Source organism: Nocardia sp. CA-129566 (assembly GCF_050956075.1).
Lineage (GTDB): Bacteria > Actinomycetota > Actinomycetes > Mycobacteriales > Mycobacteriaceae > Nocardia.
Window position 1 is genome coordinate 3,436,659 of record NZ_CP192085.1, and the last position, 23,857, is coordinate 3,460,515.

Below are 23,857 nucleotides of genomic sequence, written 5' to 3' on the forward strand. Positions count from 1 at the left end.
CGTCGCCCCAGCCGAACGCTGGGGCTTCGTGTTCTCGCGACGAGCACCCGGGCCGGGGGCGTCAGGCGAATGCGGTGATCCCGCTATATCCGAGAATCGCGGGGTCCGCGCCGAGCTCGTCGAGGGTGATCCGGATCAATTCGGAGCGCGGGATCAGCTCGGCCCATTCCTCGGCGACCGCCAGCGGGTGCACCGGATCATCGATCGCTGTGATGATCGCGACCGGCACCTCGATGGTGCCGAGTCGTTCGGTGCCGGGCCACTTGTAGTCGGCGGCCTCCTGCAAGGCGTCGGGCAGCCGCGGCCATTGCGAGCGCCAGGATTGGGTGAGCGCGTCGGCGAGCCAGCGCGGGCTGCTCGCGCGCATCCGTTCGACGACCGCGTCGAGACCGTCCGCGCGCAGTTGGGCGGCGGTGGCCGCGGCGCTGAGCGCGGCCGGGCAGGCCGCGGTATCCGGTCCGGTCCAGCCCGGTAGCGCTGCCACTACGCCGATTGCTGCGCCGGGGTGCTCACCGGCCCACTCCAGCGCAATCGCTGCGCCCAGGGAGATTCCAGCGGCCAGTACGGGGCCGCGCAGGGCGGCCGCGTCGAGCGCGGCTCGGTAACTGGCAACCACAGCGCGCGGATCGGGTTCGACGGCGACGCATTCGATTCCGCGTGCCGCACAGGCGGGTCCGAAGGCGCGGCGCGCGAAGTCGGCATCCGATCCGGTGCCCGGCAACGCCACCGCGATCGGGGCGCGGCCGCGGTGATCGGGCGCGAAATGTGGGGAGTCGAACACCGCTCCGAGCGTAGCGGGGGGAGGGTTGCCCATCTACAGTGGCGGGTATACGGCCTACAGCCGGTCGTTACCGGAACAACCACGATGGCGTGTCACCACGTCGTCTTGCTCCACCCAGGAGAGCACCACATGTCATCCGCCGCCTCAGGTTATTTTCGCCGTCTGGGCCGCAGGCTGACCGAGGACATCGATCAGCTGGACGCCGAGGAACTCGCCGAATCGGCCGACGCGTCGGGTGCGTGCCGGGCCTCGGAGTGCCGTCGCGGTGACGAGGCCACGATGCTCGGGCGACTACGCAGCGTCGAAGCGTGTCCGAAGTCCGTCGGCGCCAGTGTTCAGGCAGAATTCTTCGACGGCACCGATGCCATCAGTCTGGTGTGGATCGGGCGTCGGCGGATCCCGGGTATCGAACCGGGCCGTAAGATCCTCGTTCGCGGTCGGGTCGGTGACCGCGATGGCCGTAAGGTGATCTACAACCCCTACTACGAATTGCGTGAGAACAGCTGACGTATGCCATCGAGCAACGAGAACGCCGCCGAGATCCGTGCTACGAGCCAGACCGGAGGGCGTAGGCCGATCGACCCGTCCGAGGCGGTCGATCGCCCCGTCGACGCCGAAACCGACGCCGAGATCGAAGAGGCCGAACAGACCCTGCTGGAGCAGCTGGGTGGGTTCAGCGGGCTGATCTATTCGACCCTGCCGGTCCTCGTCTTCGTACCCGTCAATACCTTTGCCGGGCTCACCGCGGCGATCTGGTCGGCGCTCGGCGTTGCCGCGGCGATTCTGGTGTGGCGCCTGGTTCGGCGCAGTCCGATCCAGCCCGCGATCTCCGGCTTCCTCGGGGTCGGCATCTGCGCGTTCATCGCCTACCGGATGGGTGAGGCGAAAGGCTTCTTCCTTTTCGGCATCTACACCAGCCTGGTGTACGCGGGGGTGTTCCTGGTGTCGATATTGGTGCGCTGGCCGCTGGTCGGCGTCATCTGGGGTGTGCTCAACGGCCACGGTTCCGAATGGCGGTCCGATCGGCGCATCGTCCGCCTCTACGATCTCGCGACCACCACCTGGGTGGTCGTATTCGGCGCGCGCTACCTGGTGCAATCACAGCTCTACGACACCGATCGCACCGGCTGGCTCGCCTTCGCGCGCATCGCGATGGGCTGGCCGCTGACCGCGGTCGCGCTGGCCGTCACGGTGTGGGCGGTACGACGTGCCGGACACCTGCCGGTGCACCGCGGGACCTCGGCCGAAGCGGCCCGGTAAACACTCGCCCCGATGTCGTCGGGGTGTTAACAAATCGCCGCCGGAGGTGGGGGAGTACCCACCCTGGGGTGCCTGGTTGGGCGATCGAGTTCATCAGACGATCAGTGCAAGCAAAAAGAGCACGATCGGCTAGAAAGGACTCGGAAGTTGGCTACCGAGCACAACATTGCGGCACTGTCGAAGAAGCAAGCCCACCACAACCCGGCCCTGTCGGAGAGCCGTCGGATATCGGCCGAGCTCGATAAGTTGATCGGCCCGGCGGCCGCGGGAGACCGCGCGGCCGTCGCCGAGATCATCCGGCTGGTGCATCCGCTGGTCCGCCGGTATTGCGGTGCGCGCCTGGGCAATACCGCGCATCTGCACGTCACGGCCGACGATGTGGTTCAGGAGATCCTGCTGGCCACCGTCAATGCCATTCCGCGCTACCGGGATCAGGGCAAGTCGTTCCTGGCCTTCGTCTACGGCATCGCGGCCAATAAGGTGGCAGACGCGTTCCGGCGCTCACAGCTGCACCCGATGTATCCGGTCGATGAGGTGCCCGATATGGCATCGACCGCGGCCGGTCCGGAGGAGTGGGCGATCGCGTCCGAACGTAGCGCCGCCACCAGGGAATTGATGAAGATCCTTGCGCCAGCGCATCGCGAGGTGCTGGTGATGCGGATCGTGCTCGGCTGGACCGCGGCACAGACCGCGGAGGCCATCGGCACCAGTCCGGGTGTGGTTCGCGTGATGCAGCATCGCGCGCTGAACAAGCTGCGGGCCGAGCTGCAGGCCGCGGCCTGAGGCAGCCGGGCGTTGACCCGGATCAGCCTTGTCGGGGAGTCAGGGTTTGATGCCGTGCGTGGCCAGCGCCACCCGCAGGTCTTCCTCGGCCTCCACGGAGGTTACGAACAACAGTTCGTCGTCACCCTCGAAGGGGTCGTCGGGCTGCGGCACGATCACCCGGCCGCCGCGCAGAATCGTCACCAGGGCGGCGTCGCGCGGCAGGGTGAGCGTGCGGACCGGCTTACCCGCCAAGGCGGTATCGCTGGGCAGGGTGATCTCGACCAGATTCGCCTGACCCTGTCGCAGGGTCATCAGTCGCACCAGATCACCGACCGAAACGGCTTCCTCGACCAGCGAGGCGAGCAGCCGCGGTGTCGACACCGCGACATCGACGCCCCAGGCCGCATCGAAGAGCCACTCATTGCGCGGATCGTTGACCCTGGCCACCACCCGGCGCACACCGAATTCGGTCTTGGCCAACAGGCTGTGCACCAGATTCACCTTGTCGTCACCGGTGGCGGCGATGACGACCTCGTAGGTCTCCAACCCGGCGTCCTCGAGCAGTGCGAGTTCGCACGCGTCGGCATGCACCCAGATGGCATCCGGGATGGCGGCGGGGTCGATATGGTCGAGCTGACGCTCGAGCAGCATCACCCGATGGCCGCCGCGCAATAGCTCTCTGGCTATCGAGCGGCCGACGGCACCGGCTCCGGCGATGGCCACTTTCATGTTCAGTCCTCGCTTGCTGGGGGCTTACCGGCCAAGGCAACGGCCTCGCCGACGGAGCCGGAGGTCGCGGCGACATAGACGATGTCGTCGGCTTGGACCACGGTCTTGCTCTCGGGCAGCAGGCCCTGGCCGAACCGGATGATGAACGCGACCCTGGCGCCGGTGCTGCGCTCCAGATCGCGCACGGTACGGCCATACCAGTCCTCGTGCAGGATCAGCTGGGCCACCGCGACGGTGCCCGTCGGATCGCGCCAGGTGGTGGTGCCGCCGTCGCCGATCAGGGTGGTCAGGAAGCGGTCGGTGGTCCAGGGCACGGTGGCAATGGTCGGGATGCCGAGACGCTCGTAGACGGCGGCGCGCTTGGCATCGTAGATGCGCGCGACCACGCGCTGCACCCCGAACATCTCGCGGGCCACCCGCGCGGAGATGATGTTGGAGTTGTCGCCGGAGGAGACCGCGGCGAAGGCATCGGCCCGCTCGATTCCGGCGCGGGTCAGCACATCCCGGTCGAAGCCGACGCCGATCACCCGCTCACCGGGGAAGTCCTCGCCGAGGCGCAAGAAGGCACTTTGGTCCCGGTCGATCACGGTGACCTCATGGCCGACCCGGACCAGGGCGCGTGCCAGCGATGAGCCGACTCGTCCGCAACCCATGATCACTACGTACACCGTGCAACCTCGTTCCTGGAACCATGTTCAATTGGCGGCACTCGGAGGCCCTCCATGCCTATGCAAGCTTCCTCCACCGGGGCATGAGCTCGCACTGCGGGGCGTTCGGTTTGCTATCTCCGGCATGGAACCGTACCCGTCATATGTTCCCAAGCCCCAATTTCCCTCACGCGCGCCGACCAAACATACGACGCTTGCCGGCCGGGGCAGCGCTCCACCCTGCGGGGATCTATGCTCGCTCCAGTGTCCAAGTTGACGACGGCAGCCAAACGTGTGCTGCTGGGCAGGCCTTTCCGTAGCGATGCGCTGGGCCATACCCTGCTGCCGAAGCGGATCGCGCTCCCCGTGTTCGCCTCCGACGCGATGTCCTCTGTGGCGTACGCGCCGGAAGAAATCTTCCTCGTCCTTTCGGTGGCCGGTATCTCGGCCTACGTCTACGCCCCCTGGGTCGGTCTTGCGGTCGCATTTGTGATGGCGGTGGTGGTCGCCAGCTACCGGCAGAACGTGCACGCCTATCCCTCTGGTGGCGGTGACTACGAGGTGGCCACCACCAATCTCGGGCCCAATGCCGGGCTCACCGTCGGTAGTGCGCTGTTGGTGGACTATGTGCTCACGGTGGCGGTGTCGATCTCCTCGGCGGCGTCGAATATCGGGTCCGCGATTCCGTTCGTCGCCACGCACAAGGTGTTGTTCGCGGTGGTCGCCATTGTCGTGCTGACATCGATCAATCTGCGCGGCATCCGGGAATCCGGTGTCGCCTTCGCGATTCCGACCTACGCCTTCATCTTCGGCATGTTCGCGATGCTCGGATGGGGGCTGTTGCGCATCTTCGTCTTCGGTGACGATCTGCGCGCCGAATCGGCGGGCTTCCAACTCAACGCGGAGGAGGAGCACCTCTACGGGCTGGCCTTCACCTTCCTGATCGCGCGGGCGTTCTCCTCCGGCTGTGCCGCGCTGACCGGTGTCGAGGCGATCAGCAATGGTGTGCCCGCATTCCGCAAGCCCAAGTCGCGCAATGCGGCGACCACGCTGCTGATGCTCGGCAGCATCGCGATCGCGCTGTTGATGGGCATCATCATCCTGGCCCAGAAGATCGGGATCGTTTACGCGCACAACGAATCCGACCTTGTCGGCGCGCCCGCGGACTACCATCAGAAGACGCTGATCGCGCAGTTGGCCGAGACCGTGTTCCACGGATTCCCGATCGGGTTCTACTTCATCACCACCGTGACCGCGCTGATCCTGGTGCTCGCGGCGAATACCGCGTTCAACGGGTTCCCGGTGCTGGGTTCGATTCTGGCGCAGGACCGGTACCTGCCCCGGCAGCTGCACACCCGTGGCGACCGGCTGGCGTTCAGCAACGGCATCCTGTTCCTGTCCGGTGCGGCCGTCGCGTTCGTGGTGGTGTTCGGCGCCGAGGTGACCAAGCTCATCCAGCTCTACATCGTCGGCGTCTTCGTCTCGTTCGTGCTCAGCCAGACCGGCATGCTGCGGCACTGGACCCGGTTGCTGCGCACCGAAACCGATCCCGCGCAGCGGGCCAGAATGATGCGTTCGCGGGTGATCAACGCGATCGGGCTCAGCGCTACCGGGACGGTGCTGGTCATCGTGCTCATTACGAAGTTCTTCGCCGGTGCCTGGATCGCGATCTGCACCATGGTGGCCATCTTCGTGGTGATGAAACTCATTCGTCGGCACTACGATTCGGTGTCCCGTGAGCTCGACGAGCACGAGTGGGACGGGGTGCTGCCGAGCCGCTCGCATTCGATCGTGCTGGTGTCCAAACTGCATCTGCCGACGCGTCGGGCGCTGGCCTACGCCCGCGCCACCCGTCCGGACACCTTGGAGGCGGTGACGGTGAACGTCGACGAGCCCGACACCAGGGCGCTGGTGCGGGAGTGGGAGCGCAGCGATATCACCGTGCCGCTCAAGGTGATCGAATCGCCCTATCGCGAAATCACCAAGCCGGTACTGGATTACGTCAAGCGGGTGCGCCGGGATTCGCCGCGCGATGTGGTGACCGTATTCATTCCGGAGTACGTGGTCGGGCACTGGTGGGAGCAGATTCTGCACAACCAGAGCGCCCTGCGGCTCAAGGGCAGACTGCTCTTCGAGCCCGGTGTGATGGTGACGAGCGTGCCGTGGCAGCTGACCTCCTCCGCGAAGGCCAGGCAGGCGGGTGTGGTGAACGCGCCGGGTGCGGTGCGGCGTGGGTACGAGGACCGAGGGTGACCGACTGGCGTGGAACGACTTTCGAGGTACGGCTCGGGCCGCCCGGGCACGGCGGATTCTGCGTCGCCCGGCACGAGGGCCGGGTCGTGTTCGTGCGACACGGTCTGCCCGATGAACTGGTTCGGGTGCGGGTCACCGAGGACCGCGGTGGTTCGTTCTGCCGGGCCGATGCGATCGAGATCCTGGATGCATCCCCGGACCGCGTTCCGGCCACCTGCCCGGTTTCCGGTCCCGGCGGCGCGGGCTGTTGCGATTTCTCCTTCGCCACCCCGGAGGCCCAGCGCGCGCTGAAGGCGGCGGTGGTCGCCGAACAATTGCGCCGCATCGCCGGAATCGACCGCGATATCACCGTGCAGCCGATCGCCGGATATCCCGCCGACACCACCGGCGGCTGGCGCACCCGCGTCCGGTTGGCGGTCGACGCCGACGGCCGAGCCGGGGTGCACGGCTATCGCAGCACCGAGGTGATCACCGATCTGCGCTGCCCGCAACCTGTTTCGGGCGCGATGGACGGTATCGGCGATCGGTTGTGGACGCCCGGTGCGGATCTGGTGATCGCGGTGGACGGCGATGGGATGCGCCATATCGTCGAGCTGGCTCCGTCGGCGGTGGCCGGTCGTGCCGAGCGCGGGGGTGAACGGCCCGCGGTGCGCGGTGGGCGTGGCGGGAAGCGGCGTGGTGCCTCCGATCGGGACCACCGTGGCGGGCGCGGTCGTGCGGGCCGTGGCCGGGACGGGCGTCATGGTCGCGGCGAGCACAGCGGTGACCCGCAATGGCGCCGCATCGATGATCGAGACGTAGGTCGTGATCGGGGTGATGATCGCGGCGGGGCAGGTCGGGATCATCGTGGGGAAGGGCGATCGCACGGCGGCGAGTGGGATCGCGGTGACGATTGGAGCGGTGGTCACGGTCGGGTGCCCGGGATCGGCGATCATGGGGCTGATCAGCTCGGATCGGCAGGGCACGAGGGGGATCGGCGGCGGGCTTCGGCGCGGCGCGCGGCGGCGCACGCGGCGCGGGACGAGTGGGTGCTCGGGGGTAGTGGGCGGACGGTCGAGTACGTGGCCGGGCGACGGTGGGAGCTATCGGCGACCGGGTTCTGGCAGGCGCATCGCGGTGCGGCGCAATGCTATTCGGATCTGGTCGCGGGGTGGGCCGGGCTCGGTCACGGGGAGCGGGCGTGGGATCTGTACAGCGGCGTAGGGGTGTTCGCGGCCCGGCTCGCCGACCAGGTCGGTCCGACCGGCTCGGTACTCGCGGTGGAATCGGCGCGGTCCGCGGTGGCCGACGGCGCCGCGGTCCTGCGGGATCTGCCGTGGCTGGACCTGCGTGCCCAGCGCGTCGAGCACTGGTTGGCCGAACACGTCAGCAGTGCCGCTCCGGATGTGGTCGTCCTGGATCCGCCGCGCGCGGGCGCAGGCAAGGAAGTCGTCACCGCGGTGACCACCAGTGGCCCGGTCCGCATCATCCATGTCGGATGCGACCCGGCGTCTTTCGCCCGCGATCTCGGTCTCTACCAGGCAGCCGGCTACCAGCTCGCCGACCTGCGCGCCTTCGACGCCTTCCCCGCCACCCACCACGTCGAATGCCTCGCCCTGCTGGAACGCTGAGCGTCGCCTCGGGCTGATGCCCGAGCATTCGGCAAGGCCTCCACTCGACCTCGATCCGTGCGCCATTGCTCATCCCAAGAGTGGCTGCGGTTGATCCGATGTGGTGGTCCAGGTGCGCGATCGGCTCGCCGAGTGCGGTGGGTAGCGGGTGAACAGCGCGGTCGCGATGAGCGCGAGAACTGCCCAGCCGACCAAGCCGAAGCCGGTCAGTACCGGATTGGAACGGTGTTCGGGGGATTCGAAGAGGCTGAAGGGGATCGCGGCGGCATTGAGGGTGGCGTGGGCGATGACGCAGGGCCAGATGCTGCCGGTGCGCATGCGCAGCCAGCCGAGGATCGCGCCGCAGGGGACACAGAATCCGATGAAAGCCAGTGCGGCCCACGGGCCGAGATTCGGATAGTTGTAACCGAGCAGGGTCAGGGGTGCGTGCCAGAGCGCCCAGACCACCCCGGTGATCAGCAGGCCGCTCGCGAGGCCGAACCGATGGGCCAGTTGCGGCAGCAGCCAGCCGCGCCAGCCGATCTCCTCGCCGAGGGCGAAGACCACGGTGCCGAGGATATTGACCGTCAGACCGTCCAGCAGCACCGCGGCGACAACTTCGAGGCGGCCGAATTCGACGGTGTACCAACCGAATACGGCGCTGATGCCGAATGCCACCAGCAGGAACAGCGGTGTGCCCGTCCATGCGGCCGCGATCAGCGCCACCGTCCGGCGCGGCCGCGAACCCAGGGTCAAACCGTTTTCGCTGACGAACTCCTGCCAGCTTCGCGCACGATAACGCCAGACCGCGAGCACCCCGACCGTGGGCGTCAGCATCATCAGCAGCGCACCCGAATGCAGCCATAGGGCCGATTTCAAGCCATGGCCGTCGACCCACGGTCCGCAACCGGCCACCCAGGCCAATGCGAATGCGATGACGGTGAAAAGCACGAAATCCATGCGCCGAGCTATCATTCGACTTCCTCCGGTCGAGCCAGCGGCACCAACCCCGGTCGCAGATACGGTATGGCGCCTTATCTACTCAGACGCGCACACCCAGTGGCCGGTTCCCTCGATCGCCGAAGCCGCGACGCCGCCTAGAGTCTCAGCATGACCGTGTATGTCATCGCGCAGCTGAAGTTCACCGATCGCACCGCTTACGATCGCTATAAGGCCCGCTTCCTCGAGGTATTCGCCCGCTACTCCGGCACCCTGCTGGCTTCCGACGAATCCCCGCAGGTGATCGAGGGCGATTCCGATCGCGAGAAGGTGGTCCTGATGTCGTTCCCGGACGAACCGTCCTTCCGCGCGTGGGCGCAATCGCCTGAGTACCTGGAGATCTCGAAGGACCGCCACGCGGGCGCCGATACGGTGACACTGCTGGTCAAAGGCATCGGCCCGCGCTCGGCTCAGTCCTCGTAGACGGGTGGGCGGCGGTCACGGCGGGCACGAACGGCCTCGTCGAAATTCTCGGTGGTCAGGCGAACATAGAGCTGGGACATGCCCTCGTGCTGCATATGGGATTCGAAGCCGCCGGCCTCCATACCGCTCCACAGCATGCGTTTGGTGAGCTCGGTGCCGACCCGGCTGAAGCTGATAATTCGTTCGGCCAGGTCATAGCAGGTGTCGAGGAGTTCGGCGGCGGGGACGGTGCGTGAGACCAGGCCGATGCGTTCGGCCTCGACCGCATCGATATCCCGGCCGGACAACATGATTTCGAAGGCGCGCGAGGCGCCGATGGCGCGCGGCAGCAGATAGCTGATGCCCAGCTCCGCCGAGGTGAGGCCGTTATTGATCCCGGCGGCGCGAAAGTAGGCGTCCTCGCCCGCGATTCGGATATCGGTGGCGACGCTGAGGCAGAATCCGCCGCCGATGGCCGCGCCGTTGATCGCGCCGATGACCGGTTGGTTCATCCGCCGCAACGTGATCATCACATCGTTGAGCAGGTCCATCGAGCGCCGGGCGACGCTGGTCTTGGTCAGCCCCTCGGTATTGGGCACCTTGCCCGCGCTCTGTAGGTCGGCGCCGGAACAGAAGCCGTCGCCCGCGCCGGTGAGCACCACGACCCGCACCTCGTTATCGGCACTGACCTCTTCGAGGGCCTGCCGCAGCGGGATCATCACATCAAAGGCCATCGCATTCATTCGTTCCGGCCGATTCAGCGTGACCAGCGCGACCTGCGGCCGCGGTTTGTCGATGAGCACGAATGGCATGCGGACCCCTAATCGGACACGGTGAGGCCCTCACTATACCCAAGCAAGCGTTAGGTTAGATGGAATCAACTGAGCTGCCAGGTCGCGCGGATGGTCGCCGAGATTTCGGATTCGCCGAGTTCGACCGGAACCGGAGCCCCGCCGTAGCCCTCGTTCATGGGGGCCGCCACCGCCATCAGCCGGGGTGCGGCGGGCGTCGCGGAGGCGGTGTTCTCGGTGATCTCGACGACCGGTCCGAGGGTGCGCTGCGCACGGCCCGCGTACTGCTCGGCCTTGGCGAGGGCGTTGTCCCATGCGGCATCGCGGGCCCAGGCGAGCAGGCTCTCCTGATCGGCGAAGCCGAGGTTGAGCCCCCCGAGGCGAACATCGTCACCACCCGCGTCGACGCAGTTGGCGATGATCGTGGCGGGGCCGGGATCGGCCGTTTCGCCGATATCGCGCAGGACGACGGTGAGGTCGGTGGTCGCGACGTATCCGGTGATCTTGGAGCCCCCGCCTTCCACCCAGACCGTTTCGGTGCGCACCGACAGCCCGCTGGTGGCGATATCGGTGCCGGGAACGCCGTCTGAGCGCAGTGAATCGGTGACGGCGGCGACACGCGCACCGGCTTGGCCGTAGGCGAGCGCGACCTTGCTGGCCCGGGCCTCGACGGAGATGGTGACCCGCATCAGATCCGGGGTGGCGCGGGCGCTGCCGTACCCGAAGGTGGTGACCGTGCCCGCGGCGGTGCCGGTGTCGTCGGACTGGTTCTTGCTCACGGCGCTCTCCTGAGTTCGTCGGATCTCGTCTCACCTGCTGAACGGTCGGTAGCGGGCGAATGTCCCCGCGCGGAGCGGTCCGGCCGATCGCCGGCGCAGCGTGCCGCGCTCGCGTGGTTCACTTCGCCGGAGGTTCGCGCTGCTCAATATTCGCCGCCACGCACGGCGATCGCGCGCACCGCGGCGTCCACTTGCGCGTATGCACCCCCGGCCAGTCGTTCGATCAGAGCCAGCTTCAGTCCGGGCGCTTGCTGAGTGAGCGCGTCGAAGCGTCCCGGGCGCAGGACCGCCACGCGGACGGCGCTTTCGGCCCTGGCCTCGTTCACGAAGGGGATTCCGAGGAGCATCGGGACCTCGCCGAACGACATACCAGCCGACACCGACACCAGGCGATGGGTGCGGCCCTCGGTGCCTTCGACAGTGATGCGGACTCGGCCCTCCAGGATCAGATACAGCCCCGAGCGTTTACTGCCGCGCTCGGCGATCACCTCGCCGCGGGCGATGGTGCGCACCTCGAATTCCTTGGCCAGCCGGGCGCGATCGTCGGGGGCCAGTGCGGCGAGCACGGGATGATCCTCGATCGGCAAGGAGGTACACGCCGGTTCGTCCTCGGGCCGGTGGTGCTCGAGCACGATGTTCTCGCACCATTCGGTGGCGGTGTCGCGATCGACGAACACCAACCCGCGTGGGTCGGCCGGATCCAGACTGGAGACCAGGTGGCCCAGTTTGCTGGCCGGGTCGACGATGGCGACGCGGCAGCCAGCGGCGGCGAGTTCGGTCTGCAGCGCGTCGAGCATCTGTACCGCGATCGCGCTCACATCGCCGACCTGGCGCAGGTCGACGACCAGTGCCTCCAGATCCCGCGCCTGTCCCTCGATCTCGCGCACTGCCCGCTCCGCACCGGCGAACAGCAGGTCGCCGTGCAGTTCGTAGATCCGTGCCCGGTGCCCGTGTGTGGCGAGCAGCTCCGTTTCCTCGGTGGTGCGGCGCAATCTCGACGGCACCTCGGCCACCGAGTAGGCGGCGCGGATCGCGGTGCGCGCCGCCCGCGTGACGTGCAGGAAGTGCAGTTCGAGGCGCTGCGACAGGGCGCGGCAGGCGGCAACGCCGCGCACGCTGTTGCCCTGCCGATCCAGCCGGGGGGAGTAGACGGCGATGCCGATCTGGCCCGGCAGTACCGCCAGGATGCCGCCGCCGACGCCGCTTTTGGCGGGCAGGCCGACGGTGGTCACCCAGTCGCCTGCGGCGTTGTACATGCCGCAGGTGGTCATCACGCTGAGCACGCGTTCGGTCAGCGCGGAGGTCAGGGCGCGCTCCCTGGTCAGCGGGTTGAGTCCGTTATTGGCCAGCGTGGCCGCCATCAGCGCGAGGTCGCGGCAGGTGACATCGATCGAGCACTGCCGGAAGTACCGGTCGACCGCCTCGTCCGGATCGGATTCGATGATGCCGAACGAGCGCAGCATGTAGCCGATGGCGCGATTGCGGAAACCGGTGCGCGCCTCCGAGGCATACACCGCCTCGTTCATGGTGAGCTCACGCCCGGCGAAGCGGGAGTAGCAGTGTCGGATGCGCTCGAATCGGTCGGCCGGATCGCGGCCGGTGATCAGCGCGGCCGCGGTGATGGCGCCCGCATTGATCATCGGATTGCGCGGGCGCTCGGTCACCGGGTCCAGGCTGATCTCGTTGAACGCATCGCCGGAGGGTTCGACATCGATATGCTCGGCCACGGTCTCGATGCCCCGATCGGCCAGCGCGAGCGCGTAGGTGAAGGGTTTGGAGATCGACTGAATGGTGAACTCGGTGTTGACGTCACCGGCGCCGTAGACTCGCCCGTCCGCGGTGGCCAGGCACAGTCCGAACGAATCCGGTTGCACCGCAGCCAATTCGGGAATGTAGTCGGCGAGATCCCCGGAGTCGTCGGCGCGACAGAGCTGGTGGACATCGGCGACGATCCGCGCCACGACACCGGGGTCGACCGTTTGCGGAACCATCTGCTCGGGCAGGGCCACAGGTCCACTCTAAGCTGGGTAACGTTAACTGCGGTCGCCGGACTTGTCCGCCCGAGCGTGTCGTGGAACGGCCGGCGATTCGTGTGGAGGCTCACACTTCCGCGCGAAGTCGGCTGGTGGCGGGCCGATGTCGTGCGGTGGCACTGCAGCGGCTCCGTAGACTGATCGGATCAGATGCGCTATCCGGAGGGAGCGAGTTCACGTGGGAGTGCTTTCCCGGGTCGATACACCCGAAGACCTGCGACGGCTCACCGTTGCCGAATTGGGTGAACTGGCGGAGGAAATTCGCGAGTTCTTGGTGCAGAAGGTCGCCGTTACCGGCGGGCACCTCGGCCCCAATCTCGGTGTGGTCGAGCTGACCATCGCACTGCACCGGATCTTCGACTCGCCAGCCGACCCGTTGATCTTCGACACCGGGCACCAGGCCTACGTGCACAAGATCCTCACCGGCCGCAAGGAGCAGTTCGACACGCTGCGCAAGCAGGGTGGGCTGTCCGGCTACCCGAGCCGATCCGAGAGCGCCCACGACTGGGTCGAATCCTCACACGCCTCGGCGTCGCTGTCCTATGCCGACGGTCTGGCGAAGGCGTTCGCGCTGACCGGTCAGGACCGGCATGTGGTCGCCGTGGTCGGCGACGGCGCGCTCACCGGCGGCATGTGCTGGGAGGCGCTCAACAATATCGCCGCCGCACCGGACCGTCCGGTTGTCGTGGTGGTCAATGACAACGGCCGCTCCTATGCGCCGACCATCGGCGGTCTCGCCGACCGATTGACCGCGCTGCGCACCCAGCCCGCCTACGAGCACGCGCTGGACGCGGGCAAGCGGATTCTCAAGAGCATCCCGCGCGTCGGCGAATCCGCGTACTCGATGGTGCATGCGGTGAAGGCCGGGATAAAGGACGCGGTGAGCCCGCAGGAGCTGTTCAGCGACCTCGGACTGAAGTATGTCGGCCCCGTGGACGGACACGACACCGTCGCGCTGGAGGCGGCGCTGCGTCGCGCGAAGGACTTCGGCGGGCCGGTCGTTGTGCATGTCGTGACGCAGAAGGGGCGCGGATACTCACATGCGGAGAACCACGTCGCCGATCAGATGCACGCCTGCGATCCGATCGACCCGCTCACCGGCCGCCCGCTCGGCGGCCCGAAGGCACTCGGCTGGACTTCGGTGTTCTCCGAGGAACTGATCGCGCATGCGGACAAGCGCGATGACATTGTCGCGATCACCGCGGCCATGCCCGGACCGACCGGTCTCGCGGCCTTCGGGGAACGGTTCCCGGAGCGGATGTTCGATGTCGGCATTGCCGAACAGCATGCGATGGCCTCGGCAGCCGGACTCGCCCTCGGCGGGATGCATCCGGTGGTGGCCATCTATTCGACGTTCCTGAACCGCGCGTTCGACCAGTTGCTGATGGATGTCGCGCTGTTGAAGCAACCGGTGACGGTGGTGCTGGACCGCGCCGGAATCACCGGCCCGGACGGCGCCTCGCACAACGGGATGTGGGATCTGTCCGTGCTCGGGATCATTCCGGGTATGCGCGTCGCGGCCCCGCGCGATGCGGCGACGCTGCGTGAGGAATTGGCCGAGGCGCTGGCGGTGAGCGATGGACCCACCGCCATTCGGTTCCCGAAGGGCAGTGTGGCCGAGGATATTTCGGCCGTCGAGCGGCTCGATGGCGTCGATGTGCTGCGGCTGCCCGAGCGCGAGGGTGGCTCTGCCCAAGCGCAGCGCGGTGATGTGCTGCTCGTCGCGGTCGGGCCCTTCGCCTCGACCGCGGTCGAGGTTGCGGATCTGCTGGAGCCAGAAGGTATTTCGGTCACCGTCATCGACCCCCGGTGGGTGCTGCCGGTGTCGGACACCGTGGTCAAACTCGCCGAGAACTACCGTCTCGTAGTGACTCTGGAAGACGGCGGTCTGCACGGTGGCATCGGCTCCACCGTTTCGGCTCGGCTGCGCGCCGCGGGTCTGGATGTGCCCACCCGCGATCTCGGTGTGCCCCAGCACTTCCTGGATCACGCCTCGCGCAATCAGGTGCACGAGGAACTCGGTCTGACCGCTGCCGATATCGCACGCCGCATCTCGGGCTGGCTCGACGCGCGCTGAGCGTCGCCGCGGTTCCGATAACTAGCGTGCGGCGCTGCGGCGATGCGACGCACGGACTTTCACACGGTTCCCGCAGACATCCATAGAGCACCAGGTGCGGCCGCGGTTGCGGGAGTGGTCGTAGAAGGCCCAGCGACAGCTGGGCTCTCGGCAGGTCTTCACGCGTGACCAGGTGCCCGCCGCGACGGCGGTGGCGACATCGGCGAGCAGGATGGCCAGCGCGTGGTCGACCGGTTCGGCGGTGTGCGGGACCAGCCGGGGCGGGGTGCTCGTCACATCCAAGGTCAGCGGCAGCGCCGTGGTGAGGTCGGCGAGTTCGGTGCGGGCCGCCGGGTTCGCGGCGGCGAGAAGCGCGGGCTACCCCACCCGTCGGCGACCAGCGAATCAGCCATCGACGGTAGTGCGCCAGTGGCTGCGAGGGCCGCCCGGAAACCACCAACTGACTCATCTCGAAGATGCGCCCGCTGGCTGAAGCGGGGTCGTGGGGCTTATACGTCGGGTGTAGGCGTCAGCGCGGCCGTAAGCCCGGCAACCGCGAGTTCACGCTGCCAGGGCCGGGCGCCACCCGATTTCAGGAACCCATCGATCGCGGCCGAGAGATCCGCCGGATCGCCGACGCGGTCGTAATCCGGCAGCCCGTCCCAGCACAATCGGCGCACCAGATCGGGGGACAGCAGATTCTCCACCGGGATCGCGTATTCGGTGGACAGCTCACCCATTGCCGCGCGCGCCCTGGCCAGCCGGGCCGCGGCCGCGGGGTCGCGACGCTCCCACCGGTTCACCGGCGGCGGTCCGTCGAAGGGTTGAGTCAGCGGCGGCAGTTCGGTGTCGGGCAGGGTGCGGCTGCGGTCGACGGCCGCGAGCCAGTCGCGGGAGTAGCGGCGCTGGCGGGGTCCGCCGAAGACCGGGAGTGTGCGCAACTGGGCGATGGTGCGCGGTTCGGCATTCGCGGCGGCGATGATCGCGGCGTCCGGGAGGATGCGGGCGGGTGCGACGTCGCGGGTGCGGGCCAGGGTGTCCCTGGTGTTCCACAGTTCGCGCACGATCGCCAGTTGACGGGTGCGGCGCAGGGTGTGGATGCCGGAGGTGCGCCGCCACCGGTCGGCCTTCGGCGTACCGGGTTCGGTGATCCGGACGTGCTCGAATTCCTGTGCCGCCCAGTCGGTCTTGTGCTGGGCCTGCAGCGAAGCGGCCACCTCGTCGCGCAGCTCGAGCAGTAGTTCCACATCGAGGGCCGCGTAGTTGAGCCAATCCTCGGGCAACGGCCGGGTGGACCAGTCGGCCGCGCCGTGACCCTTGCGCAGTGCGCGGCCCAGCAGTCGCTCCACCATCGCCGCCAGTCCGACGCGTTCGAAACCGGCCAGCCTGCCGCCCAATTCGGTGTCGAACAGGCGCGCGGGCCGCAGTCCGAGTTCGGCGAGTCCGGGCAGATCCTGGTCCGCCGAATGGAGCACCCACTCCAATTCGTTGATCGCGGCGGCCAGCGGTGCGAGTGCGTCGGTGACCGGGATCGGATCGATCAGGAAGGTGCCCGCGCCCGCGCGCCGCAACTGGATCAGATAGGCGCGGGCCGAATACCGGAATCCGGAGGCGCGTTCGGCGTCCACGGCCAGCGGCCCGGTGCCCGCGGCGAGGCGAGCGGCGGCATCGGCGACCTCGGCTGCGGTGACGAGCACAGGGGGCACACCTTCGGCAGGCACGAGCAAAGGTTCGGCTGTGCTGTCTTCGGCTGTGTTGCCCGGTTCGGACTCGTCTGCTACCGACATAAACCTGAACTTTACGTGGCGATCAGGTGTGGTCGTTGCTGGTATAGGACTCCGGACGCAGATGGGTGATTCCGGCGGGCGGCAAACCGGCCGCATAGGCGAGTACTTCGCAGAAGCCTTCCACATGCGGGCGCATCTCGGTGGTCATCGCGGTCCAGGAGGCGCGCAGCTCCAACTGGTGTGCGCGCGGGGGGCCGGCGATATCGCCGTAGCGCACCGAACTGGTCGAGGTGACCGTGCCGCCGAGCGCGGTGAACGGTTCGCCACGGGACTCGAGCGCGTCGACCAGCCAGCTCCAGGCGACCTCGGGCAGCAGCGGGTCGGTGGCCAGCGCGGCATCGATATCGGCCTGGATATAGGCGACCAGACGGAATACACCGTGCCAGGCATCGTCACCGTCGGGATCGTGCAGCAGGATCAGCCTGCCGAAGGCGTCGCCCTCGGAATCGACCGGTACCACATTGGTTTCGGGATGTGTGACTTCCGCGCCTAGTGCATATGAATACGGTGCCAGGCGTTGTGGGGGTCGGATCGGTGCCAGCTCGATTCGAGGGTGCACAGTTGCGGTACCCATCGCATCGACCGCGGCGCGAAATTGAGCTGGCTCGCCGTTGGGTCCTTCGGTCGGTGCGGCTCCGTCGCGATTGTCGAGCGGTGTCACGCAAGCGACGGTAGACCTTGTGCGCCCGGGGCGGGCGGAGGCGCGCCGGATTCCCGCTCCGAGCGGGCGAACATCGCCCTTGCGTGACCCGGCACCCGGCCGCGCGGGGGCGGGTCGCGAGCCCGCATACGATAGCGGTGATGAGCACTCACACCCGCCGCCGGTTGACCGATGCCCCGTTCCTGGCCGCCGCCACCGGCGCCGAACCCACCCGTCGGCCGGTATGGTTCATGCGTCAGGCCGGACGGTCGCTGCCCGAGTACCGTGAACTGCGCAAGGGCGTCGGGATGCTCGAGTCGTGCTTCGATCCGGAGCTGGTGTGCGAGATCACCATGCAGCCGATCCGGCGCCACGGCGTCGATGCGGCGATCTTGTTCTCCGATATCGTCGTGCCCTTGAAGGCCGCGGGCATCGACCTCGATATCGTGGCCGGTATCGGGCCGGTCATCGCATCGCCGGTGCGGACCATCGCGGATGTGCGCGCGCTGCCCCGGCTGCGGCCCGAAGAGGTGGGCGCGGTGTCCGATGGCGTACGGCTGCTGACCGACGCGCTCGGCGAGACGCCGCTGATCGGGTTCGCCGGTGCGCCGTTCACGCTCGCGTCGTATCTGGTCGAGGGTGGTCCGAGTAAGAACCACGAGCGCACCAAGGCGATGATGCACGCCGATCCGACGACCTGGCACGAACTGCTCGGCGTCCTGACCGATATCACCGTCGCGTTCCTGCAGGCGCAACTGGGCGCCGGTGTCGACGCGGTGCAGTTGTTCGATTCCTGGGCCGGGGCGCTGTCGCTTGCCGACTATCGCGAATTCGTGCTGCCGCATTCGGAGCGGGTGTTCGCCGAGGTCGCCGCGGCCGGTGTGCCGCGGATCCACTTCGGGGTCGGGACCGGGGAACTGCTCGGTGCGATGGGGGAGGCGGGCGCCGATGTCGTCGGCGTCGACTGGCGGGTGCCGCTGACCGAGGCGGTGCGGCGAGTCGGACCTGGAAAAGCCTTGCAGGGCAACTTGGATCCCGCCGTGCTGTTCGCCGGATCCGCCGCGATCGAGGCCGAGGCGCGGCGCATCGCGCACGAGGCCGATGAGGCGATCACCATGGGCGCGGCCGGTCATATCTTCAACCTCGGGCACGGTGTGCTGCCCGAAACCGATCCGGGTGTGCTCACCGCGCTGGTGCAACTCGTTCACGAACTGTGACCCACTAGTCGTGGGCGATCCTCGACCGAGCGGCCGCCTTCTGTCTGCGCCCGGCGGGCCGAGTCCGGTGATCGAGCAGATCGCGGGTCGGGTCGCCGCCGGTGCAGCGCGACTCGGATCGACGAGGCTGGTGGCGGTCGACGGGCCTGGTGGGGCCGGAAAGTCAACGTTCGCAGCGTCTTTGGCGGCGCGGTGTGATGCCCAGGTTGTGCACACCGACGACTTCGCCGATGGGAACAACGAGCTCCCGTGGTGGCCCCGGCTCGAGCAACAGGTGCTCGTGCCGGTCGCCGATGGCCGCATCGGTCGATACCAGCGCTACGACTGGAACAAGCGAGCCCTGGCCGAATGGCACGAGGTCGCGCCCGGGGGCGTGCTCGTCCTCGAAGGGGTCTCCGCGGGCCGCGCCGCCGTCCGCGATCGACTGACTCTGGCGGTCTGGATCGACACCCCACGGGAAGTGTGTCTGGCGCGCGGACTCGATCGCGATGGTGCACACACGTTGCCGCTGTGGCAGGAGTGGATAGCCGCGGAGGACGCCCACTTCGCCGCCGATCGCACCCGCGAGCACGTGGACCTGATCATTTCCGGACAGGCTTGACGATTCCGCGGCTGAGGGCTGATGCGCCGCAGCGGGACGGCTAGGGCCTGCCCTGTCCGATCACCACGTCCAGTAGCCGCGCGGCCTCGGTGCGGAGATTGTCGGCGGCATCGGCGCGCCCGGCGAGTTTGTGCAGCAGTGCCTGTTGGAACAGGCCGTCGAATATGGCGTAGGCCGTGGTCGAGGGGATCAGGAGTGGTCGGCCGGACAGGTCGGCATAGCAGTCGACGACGTTGCCGATCATCTGCTCGCGGTGACCGTCGATCTCGAGTACGTCATCGCGGAAGGACTCCTCGTACAGACTCTGGTTGCGCAGGTCGTACCAGAGCCGGTGCAGTGGTGCGTCGGCGTCCAGTGTGGTTGCCATCGCCATGCCGAAGTCGTCGCGTAACTGTTCGGCCGCCGTCGCCGTGGCGACGATGTCGTCGTAACGGGTGACACACACCTGTTCGTACTGCCGCACCGCTTGGGTGATCAGCTCGACCTTGTCGTTGAAGTAATAGTGCAGTACCCCGTGGGTGAACTCGGATTTCTGCGCGATCTCCCGCAGGCTGGTGCGGGCGTAGCCGAGTTCGGCGAGGGTGTGCAGCGCGGCGGCGGCCAGCTGTGCGCGCCGCTCGCCGAACTTGTCGACCTGTCGGCGCGCTATGCGATCGCGCCTGGTCTCGACGATTTCGGTCATCGTGGCTTCTCTCCGTCACCGCATCCGCATTCTGTGAATTCGCCCAGTGTATCGCGGTGTCGGCGTCGGGTGACCGGCCGACTTGACGATTGTGCGAGAAAATCTTGACGACTGTCAGAAAAAATCTTGACGGCTGTCAAGAACGCGGGCACACTGTGATCCACGTCGCATCGGACTGGAGTGCCGGATGAGACCGAAAGCCGAATGGACCATCTCGAGGAGGAGATGCCCGATGAGTGGGTACAACCTGACCGGGCGCACGGCCCTGGTAACTGGCGGCGCGCGAGGACTCGGTGCCGGAATGGCCGAGGCACTGGCCCGTGCCGGGGCGGCGGTCGCGATCGGCGACGTGCGCGAGGATCTCGGCAAGGACACCGTGGAAGCGTTGCGGGCCTCCGGTGCGACGGCCGAGTTCGTGCCGCTCGACGTCACCGATGACGCGCGTTGGGCGCAGGCGGTCACCGACACTGTCGCCGCACTGGGTGGCCTGGACATCGTGGTGAACAACGCCGGAGTCGAAATCACCAGCCTCGTTGTCGATCTCGATCCGGAACAGGTGCGCCGGATGCTCGAGGTGAATGTGCTCGGCACGGCACTGGGTATCAAACACGCGTTGCGCGCGATGCGACCAGGCGGTGCGGCGGGTCGGGGTGGTGCGATCGTGAACATTGCTTCGGTCGCCGCGACGATCGCCTTTCCAGGTATTTCGGTCTACTCGGCGACCAAGTCCGCGGTGGATCGGCTGACCCGGGTCGCGGCGATGGAGTCCGGCAAGCTCGGCTACGGCGTGCGCGTGAACTGTGTCTACCCCGGACTCGTCCCGACCGAGATGGGTGCCCAACTCGCCGACGATGTCGCTCGGATCGGATTGTTCCCCAGCGCGGAAGCCGCGGTCGGCGCGGTGGTCGAGCAGACCCCGCAGGGGCGGCTCGGTGAGGTCGCCGATATGGCCGACGCGGTGGTCTTCCTCGCCTCCGACGCCGCTCGGTTCATTACCGGCGCGGGTCTGCCGGTCGACGGCGGCATGGGCATGTGAGTTTCCGATACAGCGAAAGGTTCGAGATCTGATGAGTACCGATAAGCCCGTCGTCGTCTACGGCGCATCCGGATACACCGGCCGACTGGTGTGTGAATACCTGCGCGAGTTCAATATTCCGTTCGTCGCCGCGGGCCGGGACAAGTCTCGGCTGCAAGAGGCAATCGAGAAGATTCCCGGCATCGACACCGTGGAGCACGAGGTCGTCGAAGTCGCACACGAGGTCGGGCCACTGACCGAGCTGTTCGGCGGCGCCGCCGTTGTCTGCAATACCGTCGGCCCGTTCTCGCAGTACGGACATGAGGTGGTGCGGGCCTGTGTGGCCGCGGGGACCCACTATCTCGACACCACCGGTGAACAGGATTGGCTGATCGACTGCGATGAGCAATACGGCGCCGAGATGGCCGCGCGGGGCCTGCTGCTCGCGCCCGGAGTCGCGCAGATGTACACCACGGGGGAGATCGCCGCGAATATCTGCCTGGAAACCCCGGGCCTGGACACACTCGATATCCAGGTCTTCTGGAAGGGCTTCCCGACCGTCGCGTCCACGAAGACGATTTTGGTCAATGCCGCGCTGTCCAAGGCCTATTACCTCGAGCAGAACCAGTATGTGGAGTGGCCCGCTGACGGTGGACTCTACGACGTGGTAGTGCCCGGACAGCATGAGATCGGGCTCGCACTGCCCTGGGGCGGCACCTCGCATCCGGTGTGGTTCAAGCGCGATCCGCGGGTGGCCAATGTGAAGGTGCTCGGTGGTGTGTTCAACCGGCCGTTGATGCAGGGTGTGCCGCAGATCGTGCAGGCGGTCGTCGAACAGGTGAAAGACCTTCCGGCGCAGGAGAAATACCGCGTCCTCGCCGAACAGGCGGCCCTGGTCCGGGACGAGATGCCGCCGCGGGAGAATCCGCGCATCAATACCTCCCTCGATTCCGTGCACGCGTCCGGACCGCTGGCTCGTGCCCACTGCGTGATCTACGGGAATTGCAACTACAAGCAGACCGGTCTGCTGCAGGCGTTTGCCGCGAACGCGCTGCTGCAGGCACCGCCGAAACGAACCGGGTTCGCTTCGGCGTGCCAGGCATTCGGCCATCGAGAACTGCTCGGCGTGCTACGCGGTTTCGGACTGGTCGGTGAACCGGTACTGACCGTGCATCGTTGATCGCGCCTCGGACCATGGGTGGCCGGAGCCGCCCGTGGTCCGAATCGGCCGTTCCCGCAACAGCTTCCGTAGAGGATTACCGTGCGTTTGACCGACTATCTCGACAAGGGTGCCTCGCTCGGCGCCACCGCACCCTGCCTGACCATGAACGGGCAGACGCTGACCTATGCGCAGGTACAGCAGTTGTCCTGGCAGATCGCTCGTGCGCTGGAGCGATCCGGGGTCCGGCCCGGCGAGCGGGTCGCGATCCTGTCAGCGAACGACACGCTGGCCTTTGCCTGTGTTTTCGGCATCGCCCGCGCCGGTGCGGTGTGGTGCCCGATCAATCCCCGCAACGAGGCCGCGGAGAATCAAGAGCTACTCGAGCTTTTCGACTGCACCTGCCTGATATTCCAAGCTGCCTTCGCGCCATTGGTTTCCGTCATCGCACCGCGGCTACCCATGCTGCAGACGCTGGTCTGCACGGACGGAAATGCCGCAGGGGCAGCATATTTCGACGACTGGGTGCGAGACTGTCCGGCCGATCCGTGGGAGGCCGAGCCGATCGACGAACTCGCCATGCTGGTCGGCACCGGCGGCACAACCGGACGGCCGAAGGGCGTGCGGCTCACCGGCCACAATATCGAGACGATGACCGCACTGACTCTGATGAGTTATCCGTTCGAACATCGGCCCCGCTATCTGGCGCTGGCACCGCTCACCCACGCCGCGGGCGTGCTGTGTTTTCCGATCCTGACCCTGGGCGGTGAGATCGTCGTGATGCCCGCCCCGGATCTCGGTGAATTCCTCACCCTGATCCAGCGGCACCGGATCACCCACACCTTCCTGCCGCCGACACTCATCTACATGCTGCTGGATCATCCGGCGCTACCAGCAGCGGATCTCGGCTCCCTGCAGTGTCTTTGGTATGGCGCCGCCCCGATGTCGACGACTCGGCTGGCCGCGGCACTGGAGCGGATCGGGCCGGTCATGGGCCAGCTGTTCGGACAGTCGGAGGCACCCATGATGGTCGCCACGCTGGCGCCGAAGGATCACTTCCGCCCCGACGGCTCGATTGCCACCGAACGACTGTCATCGGCTGGACGACCCACCCCGCTCACCCGCGTGGCCATCATGGACGCCGAGGGCCGCCTGCTCCCCGCCGGTGCGCGCGGCGAAATCGTCGTCCGGGGCCCGCTGGTCATGGCGGGGTATCACAAGAACCCGGACGCGACCGCCGAGGTGTCGCGCTACGGCTGGCATCACACCGGAGACATCGGGTACCTGGATGCCGACGATTACCTCTACATCGTCGACCGGGCCAAGGACATGATCATCAGCGGCGGATTCAATGTGTACTCCGCCGAGGTCGAACAGGCACTACTGACCCATCCGGCGGTCCAGGACTGCGCGGTCATCGGACTTCCCGACGAGAAATGGGGCGAGCGGGTCACCGCCGTGGTCCAACTGCACATCGGGCGCACCGCTACCCCCGACGAACTGCGCGAGCACACGAAGGCACGCCTCGGCGGGGTGAAAACTCCCAAGCAGGTGGAGATCTGGCCGGACCTGCCGCGCTCGAAGATCGGCAAGGTGCTCAAACCCGAGATTCGGGCACAGTTGCGTGGCGAGCGCTGAGCGCACTCACGGTATCGGCCCGGGGTCGATCGTG

Annotated in this window: 23 protein-coding genes; 12 read left to right on the top strand and 11 right to left on the bottom strand. The window is 67.3% G+C overall.

The window, feature by feature from the left end:
* Window positions 1–61 precede the first annotated feature (61 nt).
* Window positions 62–781, bottom strand: a complete 720-nt coding sequence (locus tag ACQP0C_RS14780; protein ID WP_433733477.1) for an alpha/beta fold hydrolase — start codon at window positions 779–781, stop codon at window positions 62–64.
* 129 nt (window positions 782–910) lie between these two features.
* On the opposite strand from ACQP0C_RS14780, the gene ACQP0C_RS14785 reads away from it, so the two are divergent.
* The 3 genes from ACQP0C_RS14785 (at window position 911) to shbA (ending at window position 2,824) form a co-directional block, all read left to right on the top strand.
* A complete protein-coding gene (locus ACQP0C_RS14785) occupies window positions 911–1,288 on the top strand; it encodes an OB-fold nucleic acid binding domain-containing protein (RefSeq protein ID WP_354950534.1) in 378 nt (125 codons plus the stop codon).
* Window positions 1,289–1,291: 3 nt separating this feature from the next.
* Window positions 1,292–2,041 carry a DUF3159 domain-containing protein gene (locus ACQP0C_RS14790; RefSeq protein WP_433733478.1) on the top strand — a complete coding sequence of 250 codons (750 nt, stop codon included), beginning with the start codon at window positions 1,292–1,294 and terminating at the stop codon, window positions 2,039–2,041.
* Window positions 2,042–2,188: 147 nt separating this feature from the next.
* On the top strand, window positions 2,189–2,824 hold the full coding sequence (gene shbA / locus ACQP0C_RS14795) for an RNA polymerase sigma factor ShbA (RefSeq protein ID WP_433684166.1): 636 nt from the start codon (window positions 2,189–2,191) through the stop codon (window positions 2,822–2,824).
* Between the two features lie 39 nt (window positions 2,825–2,863).
* Here the strand turns inward: shbA and ACQP0C_RS14800 are convergent, their stop codons facing one another.
* Both ACQP0C_RS14800 and ACQP0C_RS14805 read right to left on the bottom strand, forming a co-directional pair.
* On the bottom strand, window positions 2,864–3,535 hold the full coding sequence (locus ACQP0C_RS14800; protein ID WP_433684167.1) for a potassium channel family protein: 672 nt from the start codon (window positions 3,533–3,535) through the stop codon (window positions 2,864–2,866).
* A 2-nt stretch (window positions 3,536–3,537) separates the two neighbouring features.
* Complete coding sequence (locus ACQP0C_RS14805) at window positions 3,538–4,203, bottom strand: potassium channel family protein (protein WP_433684168.1); 666 nt, start codon at window positions 4,201–4,203, stop codon at window positions 3,538–3,540.
* Window positions 4,204–4,446: 243 nt separating this feature from the next.
* On the opposite strand from ACQP0C_RS14805, the gene ACQP0C_RS14810 reads away from it, so the two are divergent.
* Window positions 4,447–6,435 carry an APC family permease gene (locus ACQP0C_RS14810; RefSeq protein ID WP_433684169.1) on the top strand — a complete coding sequence of 663 codons (1,989 nt, stop codon included), beginning with the start codon at window positions 4,447–4,449 and terminating at the stop codon, window positions 6,433–6,435.
* Window positions 6,432–8,045, top strand: a complete 1,614-nt coding sequence (locus tag ACQP0C_RS14815; RefSeq protein ID WP_433733479.1) for a class I SAM-dependent RNA methyltransferase — start codon at window positions 6,432–6,434, stop codon at window positions 8,043–8,045. The genes ACQP0C_RS14810 and ACQP0C_RS14815 overlap by 4 nt, the downstream gene beginning before the upstream one ends.
* A 69-nt stretch (window positions 8,046–8,114) precedes the next feature.
* Here the strand turns inward: ACQP0C_RS14815 and ACQP0C_RS14820 are convergent, their stop codons facing one another.
* Window positions 8,115–8,999, bottom strand: coding sequence for a lysostaphin resistance A-like protein (locus ACQP0C_RS14820; RefSeq protein WP_433733480.1), 885 nt, complete (start codon window positions 8,997–8,999; stop codon window positions 8,115–8,117).
* A gap of 135 nt (window positions 9,000–9,134) precedes the next feature.
* Here ACQP0C_RS14820 and ACQP0C_RS14825 point away from each other — a divergent pair, with 135 nt between their 5' ends.
* Window positions 9,135–9,446: a DUF1330 domain-containing protein gene (locus ACQP0C_RS14825; RefSeq protein WP_433733481.1), complete on the top strand. Its 312-nt coding sequence runs from the start codon at window positions 9,135–9,137 to the stop codon at window positions 9,444–9,446.
* Here ACQP0C_RS14825 and ACQP0C_RS14830 read toward each other — a convergent pair.
* From ACQP0C_RS14830 to glsA, 3 genes are all read right to left on the bottom strand, one after another.
* Window positions 9,434–10,237, bottom strand: coding sequence for an enoyl-CoA hydratase (locus tag ACQP0C_RS14830; protein WP_433733482.1), 804 nt, complete (start codon window positions 10,235–10,237; stop codon window positions 9,434–9,436). The genes ACQP0C_RS14825 and ACQP0C_RS14830 overlap by 13 nt on opposite strands.
* 65 nt (window positions 10,238–10,302) lie before the next feature.
* Window positions 10,303–10,995 carry an SIMPL domain-containing protein gene (locus tag ACQP0C_RS14835; protein WP_433733483.1) on the bottom strand — a complete coding sequence of 231 codons (693 nt, stop codon included), beginning with the start codon at window positions 10,993–10,995 and terminating at the stop codon, window positions 10,303–10,305.
* A gap of 143 nt (window positions 10,996–11,138) precedes the next feature.
* Entirely contained in the window at window positions 11,139–12,986 is a 1,848-nt protein-coding gene (glsA, locus tag ACQP0C_RS14840; RefSeq protein WP_433734555.1) for a glutaminase A, read from the bottom strand.
* Window positions 12,987–13,206: 220 nt separating this feature from the next.
* Here glsA and dxs point away from each other — a divergent pair, with 220 nt between their 5' ends.
* The gene (gene dxs / locus ACQP0C_RS14845; RefSeq protein ID WP_433733484.1) at window positions 13,207–15,105 is read left to right on the top strand and encodes a 1-deoxy-D-xylulose-5-phosphate synthase; all 1,899 of its coding nucleotides are present in this window, start codon (window positions 13,207–13,209) and stop codon (window positions 15,103–15,105) included.
* 21 nt (window positions 15,106–15,126) lie between these two features.
* Here dxs and ACQP0C_RS14850 read toward each other — a convergent pair whose 3' ends face one another.
* The 3 genes from ACQP0C_RS14850 to ACQP0C_RS14860 all read right to left on the bottom strand — a co-directional run bounded on the left by ACQP0C_RS14850 (window position 15,127) and on the right by ACQP0C_RS14860 (window position 17,445).
* Window positions 15,127–15,381 (bottom strand): CGNR zinc finger domain-containing protein, encoded by a 255-nt coding sequence (locus tag ACQP0C_RS14850; protein WP_433733485.1) that lies wholly within the window; start codon window positions 15,379–15,381, stop codon window positions 15,127–15,129.
* Window positions 15,382–15,593: 212 nt separating this feature from the next.
* Complete coding sequence (locus tag ACQP0C_RS14855) at window positions 15,594–16,871, bottom strand: HRDC domain-containing protein (RefSeq protein ID WP_433733486.1); 1,278 nt, start codon at window positions 16,869–16,871, stop codon at window positions 15,594–15,596.
* Between the two features lie 22 nt (window positions 16,872–16,893).
* The gene (locus tag ACQP0C_RS14860) at window positions 16,894–17,445 is read right to left on the bottom strand and encodes a DUF3000 domain-containing protein (RefSeq protein WP_433734556.1); all 552 of its coding nucleotides are present in this window, start codon (window positions 17,443–17,445) and stop codon (window positions 16,894–16,896) included.
* Window positions 17,446–17,672: 227 nt separating this feature from the next.
* On the opposite strand from ACQP0C_RS14860, the gene hemE reads away from it, so the two are divergent.
* The gene (gene hemE / locus ACQP0C_RS14865) at window positions 17,673–18,728 is read left to right on the top strand and encodes a uroporphyrinogen decarboxylase (protein ID WP_433733487.1); all 1,056 of its coding nucleotides are present in this window, start codon (window positions 17,673–17,675) and stop codon (window positions 18,726–18,728) included.
* Between the two features lie 67 nt (window positions 18,729–18,795).
* Window positions 18,796–19,329 carry a uridine kinase family protein gene (locus tag ACQP0C_RS14870; RefSeq protein ID WP_433733488.1) on the top strand — a complete coding sequence of 178 codons (534 nt, stop codon included), beginning with the start codon at window positions 18,796–18,798 and terminating at the stop codon, window positions 19,327–19,329.
* A 40-nt stretch (window positions 19,330–19,369) separates the two neighbouring features.
* Here ACQP0C_RS14870 and ACQP0C_RS14875 read toward each other — a convergent pair whose 3' ends face one another.
* A complete protein-coding gene (locus ACQP0C_RS14875; protein ID WP_433733489.1) occupies window positions 19,370–20,011 on the bottom strand; it encodes a TetR/AcrR family transcriptional regulator in 642 nt (213 codons plus the stop codon).
* A gap of 232 nt (window positions 20,012–20,243) precedes the next feature.
* Here ACQP0C_RS14875 and ACQP0C_RS14880 point away from each other — a divergent pair, with 232 nt between their 5' ends.
* The 3 genes from ACQP0C_RS14880 (at window position 20,244) to ACQP0C_RS14890 (ending at window position 23,823) form a co-directional block, all read left to right on the top strand.
* Window positions 20,244–21,047: an SDR family NAD(P)-dependent oxidoreductase gene (locus ACQP0C_RS14880; protein ID WP_433733490.1), complete on the top strand. Its 804-nt coding sequence runs from the start codon at window positions 20,244–20,246 to the stop codon at window positions 21,045–21,047.
* A gap of 31 nt (window positions 21,048–21,078) precedes the next feature.
* The gene (locus tag ACQP0C_RS14885) at window positions 21,079–22,206 is read left to right on the top strand and encodes a DUF5938 domain-containing protein (protein ID WP_433733491.1); all 1,128 of its coding nucleotides are present in this window, start codon (window positions 21,079–21,081) and stop codon (window positions 22,204–22,206) included.
* An 81-nt stretch (window positions 22,207–22,287) separates the two neighbouring features.
* Window positions 22,288–23,823, top strand: a complete 1,536-nt coding sequence (locus tag ACQP0C_RS14890; RefSeq protein ID WP_433733492.1) for an acyl-CoA synthetase — start codon at window positions 22,288–22,290, stop codon at window positions 23,821–23,823.
* The last annotated feature ends 34 nt before the right edge of the window (window positions 23,824–23,857 follow it).